The sequence below is a fragment of the Micromonospora sp. NPDC048986 genome, assembly GCF_040649335.1.
GTDB lineage: Bacteria > Actinomycetota > Actinomycetes > Mycobacteriales > Micromonosporaceae > Micromonospora > Micromonospora alfalfae.
The window spans coordinates 213698-238049 of record NZ_JBEZFJ010000014.1; the positions used below are offsets into that span (position 1 = coordinate 213698).

Annotated in this window: 19 protein-coding genes; 12 read left to right on the plus strand and 7 right to left on the minus strand. The window is 70.6% G+C overall.

The features are described from left to right. The first annotated feature begins 60 nt into the window (after nt 1-60). From AB0B94_RS26395 to AB0B94_RS26435, 9 genes are all read left to right on the plus strand, one after another. Nucleotides 61-1692, plus strand: coding sequence for a protein kinase (locus AB0B94_RS26395; RefSeq protein ID WP_357285801.1), 1632 nt, complete (start codon nt 61-63; stop codon nt 1690-1692). Nucleotides 1693-1795: 103 nt separating this feature from the next. Then, the gene (locus AB0B94_RS26400; protein WP_238672615.1) at nt 1796-2605 is read left to right on the plus strand and encodes a metal-dependent hydrolase; all 810 of its coding nucleotides are present in this window, start codon (nt 1796-1798) and stop codon (nt 2603-2605) included. Beyond that, on the plus strand, nt 2602-3510 hold the full coding sequence (locus AB0B94_RS26405) for an amidohydrolase family protein (protein WP_357285805.1): 909 nt from the start codon (nt 2602-2604) through the stop codon (nt 3508-3510). The genes AB0B94_RS26400 and AB0B94_RS26405 overlap by 4 nt, the downstream gene beginning before the upstream one ends. Before the next feature lie 338 nt (nt 3511-3848). Next, the gene (locus AB0B94_RS26410) at nt 3849-4880 is read left to right on the plus strand and encodes a LacI family DNA-binding transcriptional regulator (RefSeq protein WP_238672711.1); all 1032 of its coding nucleotides are present in this window, start codon (nt 3849-3851) and stop codon (nt 4878-4880) included. Between the two features lie 76 nt (nt 4881-4956). Next, the gene (locus tag AB0B94_RS26415; RefSeq protein WP_238672619.1) at nt 4957-6261 is read left to right on the plus strand and encodes an extracellular solute-binding protein; all 1305 of its coding nucleotides are present in this window, start codon (nt 4957-4959) and stop codon (nt 6259-6261) included. Between the two features lie 67 nt (nt 6262-6328). Further along, nucleotides 6329-7297 (plus strand): sugar ABC transporter permease, encoded by a 969-nt coding sequence (locus AB0B94_RS26420; RefSeq protein ID WP_238672620.1) that lies wholly within the window; start codon nt 6329-6331, stop codon nt 7295-7297. A gap of 1 nt (nt 7298) precedes the next feature. Further along, on the plus strand, nt 7299-8186 hold the full coding sequence (locus AB0B94_RS26425; RefSeq protein ID WP_357285814.1) for a carbohydrate ABC transporter permease: 888 nt from the start codon (nt 7299-7301) through the stop codon (nt 8184-8186). Beyond that, on the plus strand, nt 8183-10414 hold the full coding sequence (yicI, locus tag AB0B94_RS26430) for an alpha-xylosidase (protein ID WP_357285820.1): 2232 nt from the start codon (nt 8183-8185) through the stop codon (nt 10412-10414). Before AB0B94_RS26425 ends, yicI begins: the two co-directional genes overlap by 4 nt. Beyond that, complete coding sequence (locus tag AB0B94_RS26435; RefSeq protein WP_357285825.1) at nt 10411-11820, plus strand: GH1 family beta-glucosidase; 1410 nt, start codon at nt 10411-10413, stop codon at nt 11818-11820. The genes yicI and AB0B94_RS26435 overlap by 4 nt, the downstream gene beginning before the upstream one ends. Before the next feature lie 223 nt (nt 11821-12043). Here the strand turns inward: AB0B94_RS26435 and AB0B94_RS26440 are convergent, their stop codons facing one another. Beyond that, nucleotides 12044-12637 (minus strand): nucleotidyltransferase family protein, encoded by a 594-nt coding sequence (locus AB0B94_RS26440; RefSeq protein WP_357285829.1) that lies wholly within the window; start codon nt 12635-12637, stop codon nt 12044-12046. Nucleotides 12638-12807: 170 nt separating this feature from the next. Next, nucleotides 12808-14517: a bifunctional 3'-5' exonuclease/DNA polymerase gene (locus AB0B94_RS26445; protein ID WP_357285896.1), complete on the minus strand. Its 1710-nt coding sequence runs from the start codon at nt 14515-14517 to the stop codon at nt 12808-12810. 120 nt (nt 14518-14637) lie between these two features. Between AB0B94_RS26445 and AB0B94_RS26450 the strand changes: the two genes are divergently transcribed. Beyond that, on the plus strand, nt 14638-16344 hold the full coding sequence (locus AB0B94_RS26450; protein WP_357285899.1) for an ABC transporter ATP-binding protein: 1707 nt from the start codon (nt 14638-14640) through the stop codon (nt 16342-16344). A gap of 50 nt (nt 16345-16394) precedes the next feature. Then, entirely contained in the window at nt 16395-18086 is a 1692-nt protein-coding gene (locus tag AB0B94_RS26455) for an ABC transporter ATP-binding protein (RefSeq protein WP_357285902.1), read from the plus strand. A 6-nt stretch (nt 18087-18092) separates the two neighbouring features. On the opposite strand, the gene AB0B94_RS26460 is transcribed toward AB0B94_RS26455, so the two are convergent. From AB0B94_RS26460 to AB0B94_RS26480, 5 genes are read right to left on the minus strand one after another with little or no spacing between them, the layout of a single operon-like run. Beyond that, complete coding sequence (locus tag AB0B94_RS26460; protein WP_357285833.1) at nt 18093-19022, minus strand: carbohydrate ABC transporter permease; 930 nt, start codon at nt 19020-19022, stop codon at nt 18093-18095. Then, nucleotides 19022-19930 (minus strand): sugar ABC transporter permease, encoded by a 909-nt coding sequence (locus AB0B94_RS26465; RefSeq protein WP_091403976.1) that lies wholly within the window; start codon nt 19928-19930, stop codon nt 19022-19024. Before AB0B94_RS26465 ends, AB0B94_RS26460 begins: the two co-directional genes overlap by 1 nt. Nucleotides 19931-19948: 18 nt before the next feature. Beyond that, complete coding sequence (ngcE, locus tag AB0B94_RS26470) at nt 19949-21385, minus strand: N-acetylglucosamine/diacetylchitobiose ABC transporter substrate-binding protein (protein ID WP_357285837.1); 1437 nt, start codon at nt 21383-21385, stop codon at nt 19949-19951. A gap of 26 nt (nt 21386-21411) precedes the next feature. Continuing rightward, a complete protein-coding gene (locus tag AB0B94_RS26475; protein WP_091403970.1) occupies nt 21412-22161 on the minus strand; it encodes an SIS domain-containing protein in 750 nt (249 codons plus the stop codon). After that, nucleotides 22158-23111: a MurR/RpiR family transcriptional regulator gene (locus tag AB0B94_RS26480; protein WP_357285841.1), complete on the minus strand. Its 954-nt coding sequence runs from the start codon at nt 23109-23111 to the stop codon at nt 22158-22160. The genes AB0B94_RS26475 and AB0B94_RS26480 overlap by 4 nt, the downstream gene beginning before the upstream one ends. Before the next feature lie 206 nt (nt 23112-23317). Here AB0B94_RS26480 and AB0B94_RS26485 point away from each other — a divergent pair, with 206 nt between their 5' ends. Then, nucleotides 23318-24304, plus strand: a complete 987-nt coding sequence (locus tag AB0B94_RS26485; protein WP_357285845.1) for a BadF/BadG/BcrA/BcrD ATPase family protein — start codon at nt 23318-23320, stop codon at nt 24302-24304. Nucleotides 24305-24352 lie beyond the last annotated feature (48 nt).

Below are 24352 nucleotides of genomic sequence, written 5' to 3' on the forward strand. Positions count from 1 at the left end.
GATGAGAAAGCCGGCATTGGTGGCTATCGTGGATCCCGGGGTGACCGAGGGGGAGCGACCGTGCATCAGTTGCTGATCGCGGGTCGGTACCGGCTGCTCGACCTGGTCGGCACCGGCGGAATGGGCCGGGTGTGGCTTGCTCGCGACGAGATGTTGCATCGCGACGTGGCGGTGAAGGAGGTCGTGCCGCCGTCCTGGCTGGCCGAGACCGAGCGCGAGGAGCTGCGGCTCCGAACCTTGCGTGAGGCACGCACCGCCGCCCGACTCAACCATCCCAACGTGGTCCGCCTCTACGACGTGGTCCACGACCGGGAGAGCCCCTGGATCGTGATGGAGTACGTGCCGTCGCGATCGGTGCAGCAGATCATCAGCGCCGAGGGGCCGCTGAGCCCGCAGCGCACCGCCCGGATCGGGCTGGCGGTGCTCGCCGCGTTGCGGGCCGCACACGCCGCCGGGGTGCTGCACCGCGACGTGAAGCCGCACAACGTGCTGGTGGCCGACGACGGGCGGGTGGTGCTCACCGACTTCGGGCTGGCCACCTTCGACGGCGGCGACGGTGTGATGACCGGGCCCGGAACGGTGCTCGGCTCGCCGCAGTTCGTCGCCCCCGAACGGGCCCGCGACGGGGTGTCCGACGCCCGCACCGACATGTGGTCGCTGGGCGCGACGCTCTACGCGACGGTCGAGGGGAAGTCACCGTACGCGCGGTCGAGCGCGATGGCGACGCTCAGCGCGCTGGCCACCGAACCACCGGATCCGATGCGTCGAGCCGGCCCGTTGCGTCCCGCCCTCATCGGCCTGTTGCAGCGCGACCCCTGGCGGCGGTTGACCGCCGCCGAGGCGGAGCCGCTGTTGCGCAGCGCCGCGGCGAGCGTCGACGAGCCCGCCGGGTCGGTTCGTTCCTCGGCTGTCGCGGCGATCCGCAGCGCCGGGCGGGCCATCGCGTCGCACAGTGTCGAACCGGTGGCCCCGTCGGACGAGCCGGCCACGCCGACCCCGACCCCGCGCCCGCGGCGTCCACCTGGCCGGCGAGGGCGCCTGCTCGCCCTGGGTGGTGTGGCCACCGCCGTGCTCGTCGCGGGTGGCGTCACGCTGGCGCTGGTCAACCGGCACAATGATCAAACCCCACCGTCCGGCTCGGGTGGGGGCGCGCCAACCTCCCGGCCGGCGGCGTTCGCCTGCACGTCGTCCCCGCCCCCGTCGGCGACCCCGGTGGTGGCGGTGTCACCGCCACCAGACGTGAAGTACGGGCTGCGCGAGGGCTGGACCTGGTACGACGACCCGACCGGGTTCCGGATCGCCGCGCCGGTGGGGTGGGAGCGCTGGGCCGAGGGCCCGGTGACCTGCTTCCGGAAATCCGGCGGGTCCCGGGTGCTCAGCGTCGAGGCGGGGCCGGCCCGCCCGGATCCGGTGGCGTACTGGAAGGCCGAGGAGGCCCGGCTGACCGCGAGTGCCGCGCTGCCGGGCTATCGCAAGGTGGACATCTCCGCGATGGACATCTTCGAGGGTGGCGCGGTGTGGGAGTGCGGCTGGCAGAACGCCGTCGGCGTTCCGGTGCACAGCTTGAGGCTGTTGGCCAACACCGCGGCCGACCGTTCCTACACCGTCTCGTGGTTGACAGAAGAGTTCGACTGGCAGGTCAACGCGGCATACTTGCCGATGATCCGGCAGAGCTTCACCCCCACCCTGTGACGCGGTCCGATGTGGACCTTCCGGGTGATGCCCCTGCGGCGCCGACGCTGACTACAGTGGCGTAGTTTTGGGCGCTCAAGATCCCTGGGGAGGGTGAGCCGAGATGATGGGACCGCAACACGCGCTGTCCGGCGCGGCGGTGTGGCTGGCTGGCTCCTGGGCACTGGAGCAGTTCGCCGACTACCACCAGTCGCCGCTCGCGTTGGCGGTGGGCACCGCGGTGTGCGCCGGTGGCGCGCTCTTTCCCGACCTCGACATGTCGGGCAAGGTGACCAAGAACCAGGGTGGGGCCACCGTGGCCCGTACCTTCGGAGTCTTCTCGCTCTTCGCCGCCGAGGTGATGGAGAAAATCTCCCTCGGGGTCTACTACGCCACCAAGCTCAGCAAGGACCCACGCCGCAACAACGGGCACCGGACGCTGACCCACACGCTGCCGTTCACCGTGCTGGTCGGCTGGGGCACCACAGCGCTCTGCGCCGCGTACGGCAAGTGGGCGGTCATCACCATCCTGTTCTTCATGTTCGGCCTGGCGTTGCGTGGGCTGTTCGACGAGTGGGCCGAGCGGGCCGGGTGGGTGATCATCACCCTCGCGTCGGCCGGCGCGGCCTGGTTCACCTTCGCCAACCTGCCGGGCGGGCGCGGCTATCCACTGATCGGGACCGCGCTGGGCGTGGGCTGCTTCGTGCACATCCTCGGCGACATGATCACCAGAGCGGGTGTGCCGATCCTCTGGCCGATCCCGATCAAGCGGCGCATGTGGATGATGATCGGCCTGCCGAACAGCATCGCCCTGCGCGTCGGCAGCAAGGCCGAAGTGGTCGGGATGCGCATCGCGCTGACCGTCGTCTCCGCGCTCGCCACCGTCGGCCTGATCGCGCCCTCGGTGCTGAGCCGTTTCGACATCGACATATGACCGATCCGGCGTCGGCGATCCCGCCGGCCGAGGACGAACGCGTACCGGAGTTCTGCCACGCCCTGGGGTTGCCCGGCCTCGCCGACGTGCACGTGCACTTCCTGCCGCCGCGCCTGCTGCGTCGGGTGTGGGCCTACTTCGACGCCGCCGGGCCGCTGGTCGGCACCGAGTGGCCGATCCGCTACCGGTGGAGCGACGCCGATCGGGTCGCGCACCTGCGGCGGATCGGGGTGCTGGCGTTCAGCGCCCTGGCGTACGCGCACCGACCGGGCATGGCGGCGGAACTCAACCGCTGGACGCTGGACTTCGCCCGCGACACCCCCGGTTGCCTGGCCTCGGCCACGTTCTATCCGGAGCCGGAGGCCCCCGGGTACGTCGAGGCGGCCCTCGCCGAAGGCGCCCGGGTGTTCAAGCTGCATCTACAGGTCGGCGGCTTCGCGCCAACCGACCCGGCGCTGGACCCGGTGTGGGGGATGCTGTCCGACGCGGGTGTGCCGGTGGTGGTGCACGCCGGGCACGCACCGGTGGGGACCTCCCACACCGGGCCGGAACCGTTCGCCGCCCTGCTCGCCCGCCACCCTCGGTTGACCGCCGTGGTGGCGCACATGGGCGCCCCGGACTACCTGGCCTTCCTGGACCTCGCCGAGACGTACGAGCGGGTCCGACTGGACACCACGATGGCGTTCACGCCCTTCTTCGACCAGTTCGTCCCCTTCCCCGCCGAGGAGCTGCCCCGGTTGCGCGACCTGGGGCTGGCCGGCAAGGTGCTGCTGGGCAGCGACTTTCCGAACATCCCGTACCCGTACGCCGACCAGGTGAGCGGGCTGGCCCGACTGGACCTGGGCGACGACTGGCTACGCGCGGTCTGCTGGAACAGCGCCGCCACCCTCTTCGACCTGCCCTGACCCCCACCCCCTGGCCTCCGGCCGACCGCCGCGCACCCACGCTGCCCTCTCACTCCAAGATCGTGCTCGATCCTGGTTGTAGTGGCCTCGCGACGGATCGAGGGGACTAGATCCAGGATCGAGCGGGATCTTGAGGAGCACCCCTCCCGGTCGCATGCACAGGGCGGTCGGGTGGGACGTGCTCGGGGCCGCGCACCCCGCTGAATTCTTTTCGACATCGGCTATTGACGTCGCCGTAACAGGTGGCCTAGCGTCCTGTCGAACCGCTTCGTCGAAACGCTTCGACGAAGTTCGGGAGCGGTCCCACCCCAGGCCGGAGGAGGTGCGCGGTGGCCACCATGCATGACGTCGCCCGCCTCGCGCAGGTCTCGGTCAGCACAGTCTCGTACGTGCTCACCGGCACCCGCCCGATCTCGCAGGCCACCCGCAACAAGGTGCTCGCCGCGATGGCGCAGCTCGACTACCAACCCAACGCGATGGCCCGCGGGCTGGCCAGTCGCCGTAGCCGGATCCTCGGCCTGCTGATGCCGATGGACGAACGTGGCCTCGGCGCCACCGAGACCGCCTTCGTCACCGGTGCCGCCGCCGCGGCCAGCGTCGCCGGCTACCACCTGGTGCTCTCGCCGGTCGGCGGAGGCAACCTCGACGACCTGCGTCGGCTGGCCAGTCAGCGGATGCTCGACGGGGTCGTGCTGATGGAGGTCCAACTGGCCGACGAGCGGGTCACAGTGCTCCAGGAGGCGGGGGTGCCGCTGGTGCTGATCGGCCGCACCGGCGACACCAGCACGCTCTCCTACGTCGACATCGACTTCGACCAGACCGTCCGGGAGGCCGTCGCGCACCTGGTCAGCCTCGGGCATCGGCGCATCGTCTACGTCAACCACTCGGCCGCCACGTTGGCCAGCGGTTACGGGCCCGCGCTGCGTACCCGTGACGCCTTCACCGCGGCGATGACCGGGCACGGCCTGGAGCCGGTGATGATCGCGGCCGAGGACAGCGCCGCCGGCGGGCGGGCCGCCCTGGCCGCCGCGTTCGCGCAGGCCCCGGAACTGACCGCGGTGCTGGCCATGAACGAGACGGCGATCTTCGGCATCCTCGGCGAGCTGACCGGCCGCGGGTTGTCAGTGCCCGACGACGTCTCCGTCGTCTCGATGGTCACCTCACCGCAGGTCGCCGAACTGGCCACCCCGGCGCTGACCGCTATGACGTCACCCGGTTCGGCGCTCGGCCGGATCGCGATCGAGGCGCTGACGCGCCACCTTGATGGCCCCGCTGACCTTCGTCACCAGCAACTGCTGCCGTGCACGTTGGAGATCCGGGGGTCGACCGCCGCGCCCCGACGCCACCAACCGGTAGGGGCCGATCAGTAAATGGCCCGACGCCGCGCTGCAACGCGACGACGGGCCCCGTGAAGTACCGGCTAGATACTCAACGAGGAGGATGCTAATGCAGCGATTCCGCCGGCTCGTCGCCGCGATCGCCCTGGCAGCGACCGCGACAACCACAGTGGCCGCCTGCGGCGGTGGTGACAACGGGGACAACAGCGACGCCAAGACCCTCAAGCTCTGGCACTACGAGAGCGAGAACAGCGCCATGGGGGTCGGCTGGAACCGGGCGATCGAGATCTTCAAGTCCGAGCACCCGGGCGTCGAGGTGCGCTTCGAGCGCAAGGCGTTCGAGCAGATCCAGCAGAACGCGGGCATGATCATCAACTCGTCCGAGGGCCCGGACATCATGGAGTACAACAAGGGCAACGCGACCGCCGGGCTGCTCTCCTCCCAGGGCCTGCTGGCCGACCTGAGCAGCGAGGCCGACAAGCGCGGCTGGGCCGGCAAGCTCAGCCCCAGCCTGCAGACCACCGCCCGCTACAGCGACAAGGGCGTGATGGGCTCCGGCAAGTGGTTCGGCGTGCCGAACTACGGCGAGTACGTCACCGTCTACTACAACAAGGACCTGTTCCAGAGCAACGGCGTCAAGGTCCCGACCACGATGGCCGAGATGACCGCCGCGATGGACACCTTCGTCGGCAAGGGCATCACCCCGCTGGGCATGGCCGGCGCCGAGTACCCGGCCGGGCAACTCTTCTACCAGCTCGCCCTCTCCAAGGGCGACAGGCAGTTCGTCGACAACTACCAGCTCTACAAGAACCCTGTCGACTTCAAGGCCGACCCGCTCAAGTACGGCGCGGACACCTTCGCCCAGTGGGTGCAGAAGGGCTACGTCGCGAAGAACTCGGCCAGCCTCAAGGCCGAGGACATGGGCACCGCCTTCATCGGCGGCAAGGTTCCGATGATCGTCTCGGGTAGCTGGTGGTACGGCCGGTTCAAGACCGAGATGAAGGCCAACTGGGACACCTTCCTCTTCCCCGGCAACACCCTGCAGGCCGGCTCCTCCGGCAACCTCTGGGTGGTCCCGGAGAACAGCAAGGCCAAGAGCCTGGCGTACGACTTCATCGACATCACCCTGCGTCCGGAGATCCAGGACCTGATCGGCAACAACGGTGGTGTTCCGGTCGCCGCCGACGCGTCGAAGATCAGCGACCCGAAGGACCGCAAGCTGATCGAGGACTTCAACACCGTCAGCAAGTCCGACGGGCTCGCCTTCTACCCGGACTGGCCGGTCCCCGGCTACTACGACGTGCTGGTCTCCGGCTTCCAGGGCCTGATCAACGGCTCGAAGTCGCCCGACCAGGTTCTCGACACGATCGCCAAGCCGTACGCCGATGGCGTCAAGGAGATCACCGGCAAGTGACACGGCGAGCGGCGGGCGCGACCGGCACCACCGGCGCGCCCGCCCGCCCCGCCGGGAAGGATCTTCCATGGCAGTCTCCGAGACGGTCGCCGCCACACCGCCGGCCGCGACCCCCACCCCGCCCGCGCCCAGCCGCAGACGCCGCGGCCGCAACGCGGCGTACTGGCTCTACCTGCTCCCCGGAGCGGTGCTCTTTCTCCTGGTCATCGGCGCGCCGCTGGTCGGCACCCTCTACCTGTCACTGACCAAGTGGTCCGGCATCGGCGACCCCCGGTGGGTCGGCCTGGACAACTACCAGGCGTTGCTGCAGGACGACGTGTTCTGGGCGTCGTTCCGCAACACCGTCTGGATGCTCGTCGCGATGGTGGTGGTGCCCACAGTGCTCGGGCTGCTGCTCGCCGCGGTGCTCTTCGACGTCATCGGCCGCCGGTTCAAGCCCCGCACCGCCGCCGCGCTGCGGGCCGCGTTCTACCTCCCGCAGGTGCTGCCCGTCGTGGTGGCCGGCATCGTCTGGGGCTGGATCCTGCGCCCCGACGGGGCGTTCAACAGCCTCCTCGACGCCGTCGGTCTCGGTGCGTTACGCCACGACTGGCTCGGCGACCCCGGCACCGCCCTGCCGGCCGTGATGGCCGTGATGATCTGGGTGCAGATCGGCTACCCGGTGGTCGTCTTCATGGCGGCGTTGCAACGGGTCGACCCCGAGCTGTACGAGGCGGCCGAGGTCGACGGCGCGAACTGGCTGCACCGGTTCCGGGCGATCACCCTTCCGCAGATCCGCCCGGAGACCTTCGTGGTGGCCCTGACCTGCACCATCGCCGCGCTGAAGGTGTTCGGGCCGATCTTCGCCCTGACCCGCGGCGGCCCGGACAACGCCACGAACGTGCCGTCGTACTTCGCCTACTACACGTTCTTCAAGAAGCTGCAGGTCGGCTACGGTTCCGCGATCTCCATGGTGCTGACACTGATCATCGTGGTGGTGGCCGGAGTCTTCATCTGGATGCAGGCCCGCAGCGAGCGCCGGGACCGGGGGTTCTGACATGGCCGTCACGCTCACACCGAGCACGGTGCCGGTGACGCCGGCCCGGCCCGTACGCGATCGACACCACCGTGGCGTCAGCCGCTGGGTGGTGCTCGCCCTGGTCACCCTCGGCGCGCTCGTCATGCTGGTGCCGTTCGCGTTCATGCTGCTCAACGCGTTCAAGTCGCCCGGCGACTACTCGTCGGGCGGCCCGCTGAGCTGGCCGACGGAGTTCTACACCAAGGGTCTGCGCACGTACTGGACCGAAGTCAACTTCCCACTGAAGTTCTGGAACTCGGCAGTCATCGCCGGCTCGGTGGCAGTGCTCGGCGTCGCCGTGTCGCTGCTCAATGCGTACGCGCTGGGCATCGGCCGGGTCCGAGGCCGGCTGTGGATCGTCGGTCTCTTCCTGCTGGCCAACATGCTGCCGCAGGAGGCGCTGATCTACCCGCTGTACTACGTGGCGAAGCAGGTCGGCCTCTACAACACCCAGCTCTCGGTGATCATCATCTTCACCGTGATCCAGAGCGCGTTCGGCACGTACCTGCTCGCCTCGGTGATGGGCACGTTCCCGCGCTCGCTGCTGGAGGCCGCCGCGCTGGACGGCGCCGGCAAGTGGACGGTGCTGTGGCGGGTGGTCTTCCCCAACCTGCGGCCCACCCTCGCGGTGCTGCTCATCTTCTTCCTCATCTGGACGTGGAACGAGTTCCTCATCCCGCTGGTCATGCTGATCGACAACCAGACGCAGACCATTCCGGTCGCGCTCGCGTCGTTGCAGGGCGACCGGCTGATGGACGCTCCGACCACAAACGCCGGCGCGCTGATCAGCCTGGTGCCGGCCATCCTCTTCTTCCTCATCTTCCAGCGCACTCTCGCGCGCGGCATCACGGCAGGAGCCGAGAAGTGAAGTTCACCGACGGGTACTGGCAGCTGCGACCCGGCGTCAGTGTCCTGCGCCCCGGCGTCGTGGAGTCGGTCGAGCCGGACGAACGCGGCTTCACCGTCTTCGCGCCGACCGGTCAGATCACCGGCCGCGGCGACACCCTCAACCGCCCCCTGGTCACCGTCCGGTTCTTCTCCCCCGCCCCCGGCGTCATCGGAGTGACAATCGCCCACCACACCGGAGGGCTGCCCCGCGAGCCGCACTTCGGGCTGAGCACCGACGAGACGCACCCGGTCACCGTCGACGTCACGGGGCTCAGCGCGACGCTGACCACCGGCGAGTTGACCGCGCGGGTCGCGCTCATCGACGGGTGGCGGGTCGACTTCCTGCACGGCGACCGGCTCGTCACCGCGTCCACCGCACGCAGCATCGGCGTCGTCACCGACGCCGAGGGCCGCCGGCACGTGCACGAACGGCTCGCCCTCGGTGTCGGCGAGACGGTGTACGGGTTGGGCGAGCGCTTCGGCCCGTTCGTCAAGAACGGGCAGACCGTCGACATCTGGAACGCCGACGGGGGCACCGCCAGCGAGCAGGCGTACAAGAACGTGCCGTTCTACCTGAGCAGCGCCGGCTACGGGGTCTTCGTGGACCACCCGGAGCACGTGTCGTTCGAGGTGGGCTCCGAGGTGGTCACCCAGACCCAGTTCAGCGTCGAGGGTCAGTCGCTCACCTACTACGTGATCGACGGGCCCCACCCGAAGGACGTGCTGCGCCGGTACACCGCCCTCACCGGTCGTCCGGCCCGGATCCCCGCCTGGTCGTACGGCCTCTGGCTGTCCACCTCGTTCACCACCTCGTACGACGAGAAGACGGTGACCGAGTTCGTCGACGGGATGGCCGAGCGCGGGCTGCCGCTGTCGGTGTTCCACTTCGACTGCTTCTGGATGCGTCAGTTCCACTGGGTCGACTTCGTCTGGGACCCGGCGACCTTCCCCGACCCGGAGGGGATGCTGCGCCGGCTGCACGAGCGCGACCTGAAGGTGTGCGTCTGGATCAACCCGTACATCGCGCAGCGCTCGTACCTCTTCGAGGAGGGCCGCGAGGCCGGTTACCTGGTGCGCAACCCGGACGGTTCGGTCTGGCAGTGGGACAAGTGGCAGGCCGGCATGGCGCTTGTCGACTTCACCAACCCGGACGCGGTCCGCTGGTTCACCGGCAAGCTCAAGGCCCTGCTGGACATGGGCGTCGACTGCTTCAAGACCGACTTCGGCGAGCGCATCCCGACCGACGTGGTGTGGCACGACGGCTCGGACCCGCAGCGGATGCACAACTACTACTCGTACCTCTACAACAAGGCGGTCTTCGAGCTGCTGGAGGCCGAGCGCGGCGAGGGCGAGGCGGTGCTGTTCGCCCGCTCGGCCACCGTCGGCGGGCAGCAGTTCCCGGTGCACTGGGGCGGCGACTGCGAGTCGACGTTCGTCGCGATGGCCGAGTCGCTGCGCGGCGGGTTGTCCCTGGCCGCGTCCGGCTTCGGCTACTGGAGCCACGACATCGGCGGCTTCGAGGGCACTCCCGACCCGGCGGTGTTCAAGCGGTGGGTCGCCTTCGGGCTGCTCTCCTCGCACTCCCGGCTGCACGGGTCCGGCTCGTACCGGGTGCCGTGGGCGTACGACGAGGAGGCCGTGGACGTGCTGCGGCACTTCACCCACCTCAAGCTCGGCCTGATGCCGTACCTGGCCGCCGCCGCCCAGGAGGCACACCGCGACGGTACGCCGGTGATGCGGCCGATGTTCCTGGAGTTCCCTGACGACCCGGCGACGGCCCACCTGGACCGGCAGTACATGCTCGGTCCGGACGTGCTGGTCGCCCCGGTGCTCAGCGCCGACGGCGACGTCACGTACTACGTACCCGCCGGCACCTGGACGCACCTGGTCACCGGCGCGCAGGTCACCGGCCCGGCGTGGTTGACCGAGAAGCACGACTTCGACAGCCTGCCGGTGCTGGCCCGGCCGGGCGCTGTCATCCCGTTCGGCTCGCGCACCGACCGACCGGACTACGAGTGGGCCGACGATGTGCGGCTGCGGGTGTACGCACCGACCGAGGGGCAGCGGACCCGGGTACGGGTACCGTCACCCGGCAACGGGCCGGGCGCCGAGTTCGACGTGCGCTACGAGGGTGGGACAGCCAGCGCCGAACTGGTCGCCGGCACCTCGACGGGCTACATCTGCGAGATCCAGGGGACGGAACGATGACGCGCCACCACTTCCCGGAAACCTTCGTCTGGGGGTCGGCGACGGCCGCGTACCAGATCGAGGGCGCGGTGACCGAGGACGGGCGCGGGCCGTCCATCTGGGACACCTACAGCCACACACCGGGTCGGACCCTCAACGGTGACACCGGCGACGTGGCCGCCGACCACTACCACCGGTGGGCCGACGACCTCGGGCACATCGCCGACCTGGGGCTCGGCGCGTACCGGTTCTCCATCTCCTGGCCCCGGGTGCAGCCCGGCGGTTCCGGCCGGTTCAACCAGGCCGGCATCGACTTCTACTCGCGGCTGGTGGACGGGCTGCTGGAGCGGGGTGTCCGCCCGGTGGCCACCATGTACCACTGGGACCTGCCGCAGGAGTTGGAGGACGCCGGTGGTTGGGCGTCGCGGGAGACCGCGTTGCGCTTCCAGGAGTACGCGGCGGGCATCGTCGGTGCGCTGGGCGACCGGGTGCACACCTGGACGACGCTCAACGAGCCGTGGTGCTCCGCGTACCTGGGCTACGCCTCCGGCGTGCACGCGCCGGGTCGGACCGAGCCGGCGGCGGCGCTGGCCGCGGTGCACCACCTCAACCTCGCGCACGGCCTGGCCGGTCGGGTGGTCCGGGAGCTGGCCCCGTCCGCCGAGCTGTCGGTGACGCTGAACCTGCACGTCATCAGGGGCGCGTCCGACTCGGCCGCCGACCAGGACGCGGTCCGGCGGATCGACGCGTTGGCGAACCGGGCGTTCCTCGGCCCGATGCTGGACGGGAAGTACCCGGTCGACCTGCTGGCCGACACCGCCTCGGTCACCGACTGGTCGTTCGTCCGCGAGGGTGACGAGAAGGTGATCGCGGTGCCGCTGGACGTGCTCGGGGTCAACTACTACTCCAGCACCCTGGTCCGGGCGTGGGACGGGGTGTCGGCCCGCTCCGACGCCGACGGGCACGGCGCGTCGACCTCGACGCCGTGGGTGGCTGCGGAGAACGTCGACTTCCTGCCGCAGCCCGGCCCGTACACGGCGATGGGTTGGAACATCGACCCGCCGGCGCTGACCGAGCTGCTGCTGCGCCTCCAGCGTGAGTACCCCAGCCAGCCCATGATGATCACCGAGAACGGCGCGGCGTTCGACGATGTGGTGTCGGCCGACGGCCGGATCCACGACGACCGGCGGATCGACTATCTGCGTCGGCACATCGGCGCGATGGCCGACGCCCGCGCGCAGGGCGCTGATGTGCGCGGCTACTTCGTCTGGTCGTTGCTGGACAACTTCGAGTGGGGCTACGGCTACGACCGTCGCTTCGGCATCATCCGGGTCGACTACGACACCCAGGTACGCACCTGGAAGGACAGCGCCCACTGGTACCAGCGCCTCGCCGCCACTGGTGAGCTGGACCGGATCTCGGAGTAAACCTCCCCGCCACTCCCTCCCCGCGATCTTGCACATGCTGTCGCGATATAAAGGACATTAATCCACATTTCGGCGACAGAATTCGCAAGATCGCGGCGGGGTGGGGTGGGGTGGGGCGGGGTGGGGGGTGTCGAGCTGGGCTGGTGTTGGTGCTCCCGCTGGCGGGCCAATAGTCACCGCGGGCCCGCTCGACCTCTCGCCCGCACCTGCTAACAGTTCATCTCTAGACGCCTACTCGTTGCGGCGGGACGGTGAGGCCGTACATCTCCATCAACTCCGGCGTGTCGACCCGGCTGCCGTCGGCCACCGAGTCGCAGGCGATGTCGACGATCTGGTCCTTGTGCGCCAACAGGTACGGCCGGGCCCCCACGTCGGCGCTGGCCAAGGTGGCGATGCCGGGCCAGTGCCGGCGGCCGAACAGCATCGGGTAGCCGCGCAACCCGTCGTAGGTGGCGCAGACCAGCACGTCCGGGTACGGCAGCGCGGCCACCCGACTGACCGCCTCGGCGGTCAGGCCCGGCATGTCGACCGGCACCACCACCACCGCCTCGATCCCCTCGTCGTCCATGGCGGCCAGCCCGGCCCGGATGGACGAGCCGACTCCGGTGCCCCACGCCTTGTTGATCACAACGGTGGCCTTGCCCAGGTCGGCGGTCTCCTGGACCTGCTCGGCGGCGGCACCCAGGACGACCACGATCTGCTCGCAGCCCGCCTCGGTCATCGTGTCGATCATCTGATTCACGAGGGGCTTGTCGCCCTGGTGAATCAGCGCCTCGGGACCACCGATCCGGCGTCCCCCGCCTGCGGCGATGATCATTCCTGCGATCCGGTTCAGCTGCGCCCCCTCCAGCACGGGACGGACCGTTACCGATCGTCCCCTCCTACGGACACTGCAACGAGGACGGCCAGCCGGGGGTGGCGGGGCGAAAAGGAGAAATAGCACAACCGTTACACGACCGGCATCCGTCGACACGGACACTCCGCCGGTCAGGCCGCGTCGGCGTAACAGTCGACGATGGACAGGTCCAGTGGGAACCGGACCGGCGTCGCACCGAAGAGCAGCGCGGACGCGCGCTCGCCGCAACGGTTGACAGCCTCGGCGACCGCGTCGGCCTGATCGGCCGGCGCGTGCACGACCACCTCGTCGTGCTGGAAGAAGACCAGCTCGGCGTCGGTGCCGGACAACTCCGTCCGCAACGTGGCCAGCAACGTGGAGGCCCACTCCGCCGCCGTGGCCTGGATGACGAAGTTACGGGTGAAGCGCCCCCGGGACCGGGCGGCCCGAGCCCGCGGACTGTGCGGATCACCCGCCCCCTCCGGATCGGCGGGCTCGTCGTCGAGATCAGCGAACCCGGCCGAGCCGGGCGGACACGTCCGCCCCAGCCACGACCGCACCAACCCACCCGTCTCACCGGTACGCGCCGCCGCCTCGACGTAACCGAACGCCGTCGGGTAGCTGCGCTTCAGCACCGCCAACGCCGGCACCGCGGCCCCGCCGGTCTGCCCGTACATCGCGCCGAGCAGGGCCACCTTCGCCTTGGCCCGGTCACCGCCGAACGAGTCCCGGGCCAGGGCCGCGTAGAGGTCGCCGGCACCGCCCGCCGCCGCCAACCGCGCATCGCCGGAGACCGCGGCCAGCACCCGTGGCTCCAACTGCCCGGCGTCGGCGACCACGAACCGCCAGCCCGGATCGGCCACCACCGCCCGCCGGATCACCTTGGGGATCTGCAACGCGCCACCACCCCGGGTGGCCCACCGGCCCGAGACCACACCAGCCGGCACGTACTCCGGCTGGAACCGGCCGCCCCGCGCCCACTGATCGAGCCAGGACCAGCCGTGCGCCGTCCAGATCCGGTAGAGCTCCTTGTACTCCAGCACCAGCGGCACCGCCGGATGGTCCACCCCGCGCAGCACCCACGCGCGGGTGTTCGGCAGCTCCACCCCGACCCGGGCGAACGCCTTCAGCAGCTCCGCCGGGGAGTCGGTGTGCAGGCCGCGTACGCCGAGCGCGTCGGCGATCCGGGCGGCCAACTCGGCGAGTCGGCGTGGCGGACCACCGACCGGGGACGCCTCGCCGAGCAGCTCGTGCAGGATCTCGTTGTGCACGTCGGCACGCCAGGGCAACCCGGCGACGCCCATCTCCGCCGCGATCAGCGCGCCGGCCGACTCCGCGGCCACCAGCAACCGGAACCGGCCGGGGTGCTCGGTCGCGGCGACGCGGGTGAGCTGGTCGGCGTACACCTGGGTCAGTGCCTCGATGCCCGGGCCCGGCGGACCGGGCACTGTGTCGAAGAGCGCGCCCTGCCCGTGCCCGGGTGGTGCGGCGGCGCGCGCCGGCGGGTCGGGCGGCACCGCCGCGCCGGTCAGCCGGGCCCAGGCGGCGGCCAGCGAGCGGGGCTCACCCCAGCGGCCCACGTGCCCGAGCAGCAACGCCTCGGTCAACTCCACGTCGTGACACCGATCGACCCGGACGCCGGCGCGCAGCAGGGTCGGGTAGAGCGCCGTGGCGGTCGCCCAGACCCAGCGCGGGTGCTCGGCGGCCTCGCGGGCGGCGACCGCGGCGACGAGATCGGTGACCACCTCGGGCGGGCCAGTCGGCCGGCCGGTGGCGTCCAGCGGGCACAGCACTCCCCCACCCCGCTCGTCGGACACCACCGCCACCAGCACGAACGTGATTCTGCCTCCCCCGTCCGACAGGAACGGAGGCGCACCTCACCAAGATCGGGTCGGTGGGGTGTCACTGCCGGTCGGTAGCGTGATCGGGTGCCTCCGCAGATCCCTCATCCCGATCCTGGCACCCCCGACACCCGCGGTCCGATGCGCTACCTGTGGTGGCTCGTCCGCTGCCAACCCTGGCGGGTGCTGCGCGGCAGCCTGATCGGCACGGCCTGGATGATCGGGCTCTCGGCCCGGCCCTACCTGATCGCCCGCGCCGTCGACGACGGGTTGCGCGAACGCGACACCGGGGCCCTGGCGCTCTGGGTCACGGCGATCGTCGTCGCGGGCGTGGCCCTGTCGTACCTGGGCATCATGCGGCACCGCACGATGACCTTCATCCGGGAGGACGCCAAGGCCCGCTCGGCGGAGGTCCTGCTGCGCCACCTGTCCCGCATCGGCGCGGTGCTGCCCCGCCGGGTCGGGGCGGGTGAGGTGTCCACCATCGGCGGCTCCGACATCGACTGGACGGCGCAGGTGCTGACCCTGACCGGGCCGGGCGTCGGCGCTGTCGTCGCGTACGGGGTGATCGCGGTGGTGCTCTGGTCGATCTCCCCGATGCTCGCGCTCTGCGTGCTGGTGGGGGTGCCGGTCGTCGGTCTGATCGTGGGGCCGCTGCTGCGCCGCCTGGAGCAGGTCGAGTCGGTCTACCGCCGGCAACAGGGCGCGCTCACCGCCCGATCCGGTGACATCGTGGCCGGGCTGCGGGTGCTCGCCGGGGTGGGCGGCCGGGACCTGTTCGCCCGACGGTACGCGGCCCGGTCCCAGGAGCTACGTGCCGAGGGCTACCGGGTCGGCGCTGTCAACAGCTGGATCGACGCGGCGACTGTCGCCATCCCCGGGTTGTTCCTGGCGGCGGTGGTGTGGCTGACGGCCCGGATGGCGGTGACCGGTGACGTCACGATCGGCGAGTTGGTCGCCGTCTACGGCTACGTGGCGACCCTGATCGTGCCGGTCTGGTTTCTGCTGGAGGGCAGTTACCAGCTCATCCGCGGTCGGGTCGCCGCCCGACGGATCGCCGACCTGCTCAACGTGACGCCGGACGACGTCGGTGGTCCGGGCCGCCGGTGGCCGGGCGCCGTGCCCGAGACACGCCGGCCGGACGACCGGGCCGGGCCGGACCGCCCGGCCGACCTGCACGACCCGGTCACCGGTCTGACGGTGCGCGCCGGCCAACTGACCGGGGTGGCGGCAGATGATCCGGCGGCGGCCGTGGCACTGGCCGACCGGCTCGGCCGGTACGTCGCCAGTGACGTCACCTGGGGAGCCGTGCCGCTGCGCGAGGTCGCCCTGGACGAGGTCCGCGCGCGGATCCTCGTCGCCGACCACGACTCCTACCTCTTCGCCGGCACGCTGCGCGACATCCTGTGCGCCGGGGCCGACGGCGACGACGAACGGATCGGCGCTGCGGTGCGGGCCGCGTCGGCGCAGGACGTCGTCGACGCCCTGCCCGCCGGGCTGGACACTCCGATCGACGCCCGGGCCCGGACGCTCTCCGGCGGTCAACGTCAACGGGTGCGCCTGGCCCGGGCGCTGAGCATCGAACCGGAGGTGCTGATCCTCGTCGACCCGACGTCGGCGGTGGACGCGCACACCGAGGCGCGGATCGCCGAGCGGCTGCAGGCCGCCCGGGCTGGGCAGACCACAGTGGTGATCGCCACGTCGCCGCTGCTGCTCGGCCGGGCCGACCTGGTCGCGCTGCTGAGCGCCGGCCGGATCACCGCCACCGGCAGCCACGCCGACCTGCTCGACGACGACCCGGCCTACCGGCACCTGGTGGCCCGCGGCAGCCAGCAGGCGTACCGGTGAGCCGGCTGCCGGTCGCCGACCGCGGCACCGTACGCCGGGCCCTGCGGGACATGATCAGCCGGCACCGGCGCGCCGTCTGGGTCGTGCTGGCGCTGCACAGCGCCGCCGCGGTCGCCGGGCTCGCCCCGCCGTGGCTGCTGGGCACCATCGTCGACCGGGTCGCCGCGGGCGCGGACGTGGCCACCGTGGACCGACTGGCACTGGCCATCGCCAGCTGCGTCCTGGTCAGCGCTCTGCTCTCCCGGTACGCCCAGTACGCCGGCCACCGCTTCGGCGAACGGGCCGTCGCCGAGCTGCGCGAGGAGTTCGTCTCCCGGACTCTCGGGCTGCCCGTCTCGGTCGTCGAGCGCGCCGGCTCCGGGGACCTGGCCACCCGCAGCTCGGTCGACGTGTCGACGGTCGGCACCACGGTCCGGGACGTGGTGCCCACCATCGTCATCGCCACGGTGCAGTTGACGTTGCTGTTCGGGGCCATCTTCCTGCTGCACCCGCTGCTCGGGTTGGCCGCGCTGGCCGGGCTCCCGTCGATAGTGGGGGTGACCCGCTGGTACCTGCGCCGGGCCAGCTCCGCGTACCTCACCGAGGGCGCGGCGGCGGCCGAGCTGACCGAGACGCTGACCACCACCGCCGAGGGCGCGCGGACCGTGGAGGCGCTGCGGCTGGCCGACGACCGGATCCGGCACGGCACCACCCGCGTCACAGCGGTGTGGCAGGCCCGTCGGGCGACCCTCGCACTGCGTACCGTGTTCTTCTCGGTCGTCGAGGCCAGCTATCCGCTGCCGGTCGCCATGGTCCTGCTCCTCGGGGGCTACCTGCTCTCCCGGGACATGGTGTCGCTGGGCGCGGTGGTCGCCGCCGCGCTCTACCTGCAACAGGCGATCGACCCGTTGGATCGGCTGTTGCAGTGGACCGAGCAGGCGCAGCGCGGCTTCGCGTCGTACGCGCGGCTGCTCGGCGTGGGCCTGGTCCCGCCCGAAGCAGCCGGCACGACCGCCGCGTCACGGGGCGAGCGGCTCGTCGTTCGAGGCGCCCGGTTCTCCTACTCCGACGGGACGGACGTGCTGCACGGCATCGACCTGGAAGTGCAGCCCGGTGAGCGGCTGGCCGTCGTCGGCCCGTCCGGTGCGGGTAAGTCCACACTGGCCCGGCTGCTGGCCGGGATCGACGCGCCGCGTCAGGGCGTCGTCAGCATCGGCGGCTGCCCGGTCACCGACCTCGACCCGGCCGAGCGTCGCCGCCGGATCGCCCTGGTCACCCAGGAGCACCACGTCTTCATCGGCTCGGTACGCGACAACCTCTCCTTCGCCGCGCCCGACGCCTCCGACGAGCAGATGCGCGCCGCGCTGCTCACGGTGGGCGCCGACTGGTTTGCCGGGCTACCCGACGACCTGGACACCCAGCTCGGCGACGGGGCCCGTCAACTCGGTGCGGCCGAGGCCCAACAGCTCGCGCTGGCCCGGTTGGTGCTCGCCGACCCGCACACGCTGATCCTGGACGAAGCGACCGCCGCGCTCGATCCGTCCACCGCCCGCCGGACCGAACGCGCGCTGGCCGCCGTGCTGGTCGGGCGGACCGTCATCGCGATCGCGCACCGGCTCAACACCGCGCACGACGCCGACCGGGTCGCCGTGCTCGCCGACGGTCGGATCACCGAGATCGGCAGCCACGACGAGCTGGTCGCGGCCGGCGGAGCGTACGCGGCCCTGTGGCGCTCCTGGCACACCCGCGTCGACGAGCGCTGAGGCGTCCTACTTCACCGCGCCGGAGGTGAGGCCGGCCTGGATCTGACGCTGGAACACCGCGTACACGATGATCATCGGGAGGATGGCGATGGTCAGCGCGGCGAACAACCCGGACCAGTCCGCCTCGTAGCCGGCGTTGACGGAGATGTCGGCGATGCCCTGGGTGAGCACCCACTTGTCCTTGGCGTTGGAGAGCAGCACCAACGGGAGTTGGTACTGCGCCCACTGACCGATGATGTTGAAGATCGCGACGCTGATCAGACCCGGCTTCGCCATCGGCATCATCACCTGGAAGAACAGCCGGCTGTGCCCGCAGCCGTCGATCATCCCCGCCTCGGCCACCGACGACGGCAGCGTCTTGAAGAACGCGGCCAGGAAGAACACTGTGAACGGCAACGAGTACGCGGTGTAGACCAGCACCACACCGGTGTGGGTGTCCAACAGACCGAGGTTCTTCACCACGAAGAAGAGCGGCACCAGTGCCAGAAAGACCGGGAAGGCCAACCCCGAGACGAAGAGGAAGTAGACCGCCCGGTTCCCCCAGAACTTGTAGCGGGCCAGCACGTACGCGGCCATCGAGCCGAGCAGCATGGTGAGGAACGTGCTGCACGACACCACGATCACGCTGTTGAGGAAGTACCGCCCGACGTGCGCCTTGGTCCAGGCCCGCCCGAAGTTCTCCCAGCGCAGCTCGGCCGGCAGCGTCCACGGGCTGCTGAAGATCTCGCTGGTGTTCTTGAACGCGGCGAGGAAGGTCCAGAGGATCGGCACGATCACGATCACCGCCCACACGGCGAGCGCGACGTGCCCCAGGCCGGCGAAGAACCGTACCTCCGAGCGGGGGCCCTTGTGCCCCGACCCGGTGGGGGCGGACGGGTCACCGGTCTTCGGCGGCAGCGCCGCCGGCGTCGGCGGCAGCGTCGACTGCGGATTCATCAGTACTCCACGCTTTCCCGCTTGGTGAGCCGCAGCGTCAGCGCCGCGAACGTGAGGGTGAGGAAGAACAGCGCCACGCCCATCGCCGAGGCGTAGCCGTACTTCGAGTAGACGAACGCGTTGCGGTAGATCTCCATGGCGAGAACAGTGGTGGCGCCGTCCGGGCCGCCACCGTCCACCGAGAGCACCGCGACGATGGCGAACGCGTCGAACGCCGCGATCCCGAGGTACACCCAGGCCACCTGGAGGGTGTCCCACAGCAGCGGCAGGGTGACCCGGAAGAACAGGGTCACCTTCGTCGCACCGTCCATCTCGGCGGCCTCGTAGATCTCACCGGGGATGGAGGCCATCCCGGCGGAGAAGAGCACCACGTAGAAGCCGACCGCCTGCCAGACCAGCACCGCGATGATCGACCAGAGGGCCAGGTTCGGCTTGACCAGGAAGAGGATCGGCTCGATGCCGAACTTCATCAACACGCCGTTGATCAGGCCGGACTCGTTCGGCCGGTACACCATCTGGAACAACACAGCGATGATGGCCACCGCCAGGACCTGGGGGAAGAAGAACACCACCCGGTAGAACTTCGCCCCCCAGACCCCCTGGCGTTGCCCGCCGCTGCTCTTGCCGCCCACGTTGAGCAGGAAGGCGAAGAACAGGGCGATGGCAATGGTGATCAGCGGCAGGGCAAGCAGCAGTACGCCGTGGTGCTGGACCGCTTTCCAGAAGGCCCCGTCGTCGAGCAACCTCCGGTAGTTGTCGAAGCCCACCCACTGCGGGGCCGACAGCCCCCGCCAGTTGGTCATCGAGATCTGGAACGCCTGCGCGTACGGCCAGATCACGAATGTCACGTACAGCGCGACCGGGGCGAACAGGAACCCGATCACGAATGGATACTTGCCGTGCCGCATGACCCTAGCTCCGATCGATCAGCGCTTGAACTTGGTGACGGAGCTGTCCTTCTTGATGGCGTCGGCGCGCTTCTGGATCCGCTCCACGAAGGCGTCAGCGTTGATCCGGCCGAACATCAGCTCGTTGGTGGCGGTACGCGCCTCCGTGTCGAGCTCCTTGTACCAACCGTCGAAGTACAGGTTGAACACGTCCTGACCGGCTGCCTTGAGCGCGGCCTGGGAGCTGGCCACACCGGGCGGGAAGGCGAAGCCCTCCGAGCCGGCGGTGACCACGGTCGGGGCCTTGACCACCTCGGTGAAGCCCTTCGCGCCCTCCTTCGACAGCATCTGGCGCATGTACTCCAGCCCGCCCTTGGGGTTCTTGCTCTTCGCCGAGACAAAGTAGCCCTCACCGGCGGTGGCGCGCAGCGCGGTGGCCGGCAGCTTGTCCGCGGCGGACAGGCTCGGCACCGGCATGAGCTGGTAGTCGAAGCCGGCCGGCGTGTCCTTCTTCTGCTCGCCCTCCAGCCAGTCACCGCTGGGGTACATGGCCACCTTGTACTGGTTCTGCCGCAGCTGAACGTCGGTGTGCTTGAGCCCCTCGAAGCTCTTGTCGCTGAACTTCGCGCCGACCTCGGCCCACGCCGCGGCAGCCTGCTTGACGGCGTCCTGCTTCCAGGCACCGTCCTCCAGGTTGTCGATGTTCTTCAGCACGTCGGTGCCGCCGATCTTGGCGGCGTGGGTGAGGATCACGTTCCACTGGTAGTACGCGGCGTTCGCCCCGGCGTAGCCGTACGGGGTGATGCCCTTGGCCTTGATGTTCGTGAGCAGGGCCAGGAACTCGTCCCAGTTCTTCGCCGGCGCCCAGCCGTTGTCCTTGAACAGCTTGCCCGAGTACCAGATGCCGAAGACGGTAGAGACGTAGTACAGGACGAACGGCTTGCCGTTGAACGAACCGGCCTCGATGGTGCCCGGCACCACCGTGTCGCGGACCTTCTTGCTCGGGTCGTCGACAGACGGCGCGTCCCACAGCTCGGTGAGGTCCTGGAGCTGACCGTCGGCCACGAGCGCCCCGAAGTCCATCAGCTTCTCGCCCGAGTTGTTCACGAACTCCGGCGGGTTACCGGAGGCGAACCGCGGCTGGAGCACAGTGGAGACGGCCTGGGTGGCCTGGTGCTTGACCTCGGCCTTGGGGAACGCCTTCTTGTACAGCGGCTCGTGCACGTCGGTGGCGTACTTCTCGCCGTAGCCACCGTTGAAGATGACCACCTCGATCGCGGCGTCCTCCTTGACGCCCAGCGGGTTCTTCTCGCTCTTGGTGCCGCCGGCGACCTGCTCGTTGTCACCGTCGCTGCCGCTGGTGGCGCAGGCGCCGAGCAGGCCGATGGCCGGAGTGGCGAGCATGCCCACGGCGGCGGCGCGACGCAGCACCGTGCGACGGTCGAGTGCGGCCGGGTGTTCGGGGGTAATCGACATCGTCGTCTCTCCTTGTGAAATTCGGGTCATGCGGTACGCCGGAGACGTCCGGCGTACCGCGACTCGAGGGCGAGGTTGTGCTCGTCCCCGCCGGGGACGTTGGCGGAGAGGTAGATAGGGGGTACCTCCCCGGCCTGGTGGAACCGTCGTACCACCTCCGCGGTCAGCAACTGCGCCAGCAGCGCCGTGGTGACCGAGGAGACCGCACAGACCGCGCCGCCGCCCTCGAGCGGCAGCAGTGCATCGCCGTACGGCGCGCCGTTGTCCAGCACGACGTCGGCGAGGTCGGCGAGCCGGTGCCCGGACGGGTGCCGTGGGGCGACCCGCGCGGTGTGCTCGACCGAGGTGACCGCGATCAACGGGTGACCGCGCTCGGTGACCAGCGCCGCCAGCTCGACCACCGAGCCGTTGATGCCGGATTGGGACGCCACGACGAACACGTCGCGCGGCTGGGGCGCCGCGAGCGCGTAGATCTGGTGGGCGATGGAGGGATCACGTTCCAGCTTGGGGTCGGCGAGCACGTCGCGCGGGGCGTCACCGTGCATCACCAGGTCCCGGACCGAGAGCCTGTTGGTGGGGACCAACCCGCCGGCCCGGGCGACCAGCTCGGCGGCGAACGCCTCCGAGTGCCCGGCGCCGAACGCCTGGAGCACTCCGCCGTCGCGCAGGCTGTCGGCGATCAGGTCGGCGGCCCGGGTGATCCCGTCGGCCTCCGAGTCGAGCAGCCGGTCGAGCACCGGGCGGACGGCGTCCGCGTACCCCTGGGCGCTGATCATGAAGGGACCCCTTTCGCTGCCTTGTGCCCGTCGACTGCCTGCGCTGTCCGCCGGAAGGCCGCGTGCGCGCGGTCGTGCGTGCGTTGGGCGACGGCGATGTAGAGCAGGTCGAGCACCACCAGCTGGGGGTGCCGGGCGGAGAGCGCGTCCGGTCGGAAGGTGGTCGCCTGGCTGGCGGTGAGCAGCACGATGTCGGCCAGCTCGGCCAACGGGGAGCGGGGGAAGCCGGTGAGCGCGAGCGTGGTGGCGCCCCGGCTGCCCGCCTCGGCGAGCATCTCGATCGTCTCCCGGGTCTGCCCGGTGTGCGAGATGCCGAGCGCCACGTCCCCTGATCGCAGCAACGCGGCGCTGGCCAACCCTTCGTGCACGTCGTTCCACGCCCACGCGGCCACACCGATGCGGTGCAGGCTGAACTGCATCTCCTCACCGACCAGGGCGCTGCCACTGGCACCGAAGATGTTCACCCTGCTGGCGCCGGCGATCGCCACAGCGGCCCGTTCCACCTCGGTGAGGTCGAGCAGTGTGGCGGTGTCGTGCATGGCCCGGGTGTCGGCGGCCATGATCTGGTCGAGCACCCGGGCGAGCGGGTCGCTCGGCTGGATCTCCCGTCCGATGTCGACCGTCCAACCGGCCGAGCGGGCCCGGCCGGTCTCGGAGGCGATGCCCAGTCGCAGGTCGGCGTACCCCTCGAAGCCCATCGCCCGGCAGAAGCGGGTGATGGTCGCCGGTGAGGTGCCACTGCGCTCGGCCAGCTCGACGATTGTCGAGCGGGCGGCGGCCTCCGGGTCGCTGAGCACGTGCTCGGCGACCCGACGCAGGGCGCCGGTCAACTCGCCGAGCCCGTTGCGAACCCGGGCCAGTACCCCGTCGGAGGCCGAGGTCCGCCGGTCGATCACGTCGGCGTCGACCACCGCGGTCCCCGCGGCGGTGTCCACCTCGTGATCAACCATGAGACGCCTCAGCTTTCCGAAAAGACTGTTAACTGTTAGTGGTAAAAGTTCTTACTGAACGACCCTCTGTGTCAAGACTGTGGGCGAAGTTTTCAAACTGTTACCTGGTGCACAGCCCGCCGGTCCCGCCACAACTTGCCCCGCAGGACCCCGCCGACCAGCATGAACAAGCCAGATCGCCGTTCCGCGCAAGGAGACTCGTGCCGATGTCCGACACCGTCGTGGTGGGTCTCGATATCGGCGGTACGTCCACCCGGGCGACCGTCCTCACCCTCACCGGGCAACGCCTCGGCACCGGCCGCGCCGGCGGCGGCAACCCCACCAGTCACGGCGCCGAACGCGCCGCCGCCGAACTACTGACCGCGCTGCGCGGCGCGCTCGCCGACGTCGACCCGACCCGGGCGGCCGCCGGCACCATCGGGCTCGCCGGAGCCGGCCGGCTGCTCGCCGACCCCGCCGGGCGGGCCGCCTTCGACCAGGCCTGGCACGACGCCGGCCTGCGCTGCCCGTACGAGGTGCACGGCGACGCCCTGGTCGCGTACGCCTCCGGCACCGCCGCCGCGGACGGAACCATCCTCATCGCCGGCACCGGGGCGATCACCGCCCAGGTCCACGAACTGCGACTCGACCGGATCGCCGACGGCCACGGCTGGCTGCTCGGCGACGCCGGCTCGGGCTTCTGGCTCGGCCGGGAAGCCGTACGTCGACTGCTCGCCGACCTCGACGCCGGCAGTGCGCTCGGCGCGCTGACCACGACGGTGCTCACCGATATTCTGGGCAGCGCCGACATCGCCGCCCGCCCCCGGGACACCGTCGACGCCACCATCCAGACCGTGACTCGTCGGCCCCCCGTCGAACTGGCCCGGCTCGCGCCGCTGGTCGTCGACGCCGCCACCCACGGCGACCCGGTCGCCGCCGCGCTGATCAGCGAAGCCGCCGCGCACCTCACCGAGAGCGTGAGCCGGATCCGCCCCGCCGGGGCCGTGACACCGATCGTGCTCGGCGGTGGCCTACTCACCGCCGACACCCCGCTGGCCGCCGCCGTCCGGGCCGAGATCGCGCGACACTGGCCGGACGCGCCACTGCGTACCGCCGGAGACGGGGCCGCCGCCGCAGCCTGGCTGGCCGCCCGCGGCCTACCCGAGGTGACCGACCCGGCCGCCCTGCACGCCCGTCTCTTCCCCACCCCCTGACGCCTTCGGCGCGGCCCGCCCCCTGCTCGGCGGAGAGCGCGGCCTCCG

What these genes read in the sequence shown, in the direction of transcription:
- AB0B94_RS26440 (WP_357285829.1), bottom strand. Translation starts at nt 12,637, where the DNA reads ATGATCATCGCCGCAGGCGGGGGACGCCGGATCGGTGGTCCCGAGGCG.
- AB0B94_RS26465 (WP_091403976.1), bottom strand. Translation starts at nt 19,930, where the DNA reads ATGCGGCACGGCAAGTATCCATTCGTGATCGGGTTCCTGTTCGCCCCG.
- AB0B94_RS26405 (WP_357285805.1), top strand. Translation starts at nt 2,602, where the DNA reads ATGACCGATCCGGCGTCGGCGATCCCGCCGGCCGAGGACGAACGCGTA.
- AB0B94_RS26400 (WP_238672615.1), top strand. Translation starts at nt 1,796, where the DNA reads ATGATGGGACCGCAACACGCGCTGTCCGGCGCGGCGGTGTGGCTGGCT.
- AB0B94_RS26455 (WP_357285902.1), top strand. Translation starts at nt 16,395, where the DNA reads ATGATCAGCCGGCACCGGCGCGCCGTCTGGGTCGTGCTGGCGCTGCAC.
- AB0B94_RS26480 (WP_357285841.1), bottom strand. Translation starts at nt 23,111, where the DNA reads ATGGTTGATCACGAGGTGGACACCGCCGCGGGGACCGCGGTGGTCGAC.
- AB0B94_RS26415 (WP_238672619.1), top strand. Translation starts at nt 4,957, where the DNA reads ATGCAGCGATTCCGCCGGCTCGTCGCCGCGATCGCCCTGGCAGCGACC.
- AB0B94_RS26475 (WP_091403970.1), bottom strand. Translation starts at nt 22,161, where the DNA reads ATGATCAGCGCCCAGGGGTACGCGGACGCCGTCCGCCCGGTGCTCGAC.
- AB0B94_RS26410 (WP_238672711.1), top strand. Translation starts at nt 3,849, where the DNA reads ATGCATGACGTCGCCCGCCTCGCGCAGGTCTCGGTCAGCACAGTCTCG.
- AB0B94_RS26420 (WP_238672620.1), top strand. Translation starts at nt 6,329, where the DNA reads ATGGCAGTCTCCGAGACGGTCGCCGCCACACCGCCGGCCGCGACCCCC.
- ngcE (WP_357285837.1), bottom strand. Translation starts at nt 21,385, where the DNA reads ATGTCGATTACCCCCGAACACCCGGCCGCACTCGACCGTCGCACGGTG.
- AB0B94_RS26485 (WP_357285845.1), top strand. Translation starts at nt 23,318, where the DNA reads ATGTCCGACACCGTCGTGGTGGGTCTCGATATCGGCGGTACGTCCACC.
- AB0B94_RS26425 (WP_357285814.1), top strand. Translation starts at nt 7,299, where the DNA reads ATGGCCGTCACGCTCACACCGAGCACGGTGCCGGTGACGCCGGCCCGG.
- AB0B94_RS26435 (WP_357285825.1), top strand. Translation starts at nt 10,411, where the DNA reads ATGACGCGCCACCACTTCCCGGAAACCTTCGTCTGGGGGTCGGCGACG.
- AB0B94_RS26450 (WP_357285899.1), top strand. Translation starts at nt 14,638, where the DNA reads ATGCGCTACCTGTGGTGGCTCGTCCGCTGCCAACCCTGGCGGGTGCTG.
- AB0B94_RS26460 (WP_357285833.1), bottom strand. Translation starts at nt 19,022, where the DNA reads ATGAATCCGCAGTCGACGCTGCCGCCGACGCCGGCGGCGCTGCCGCCG.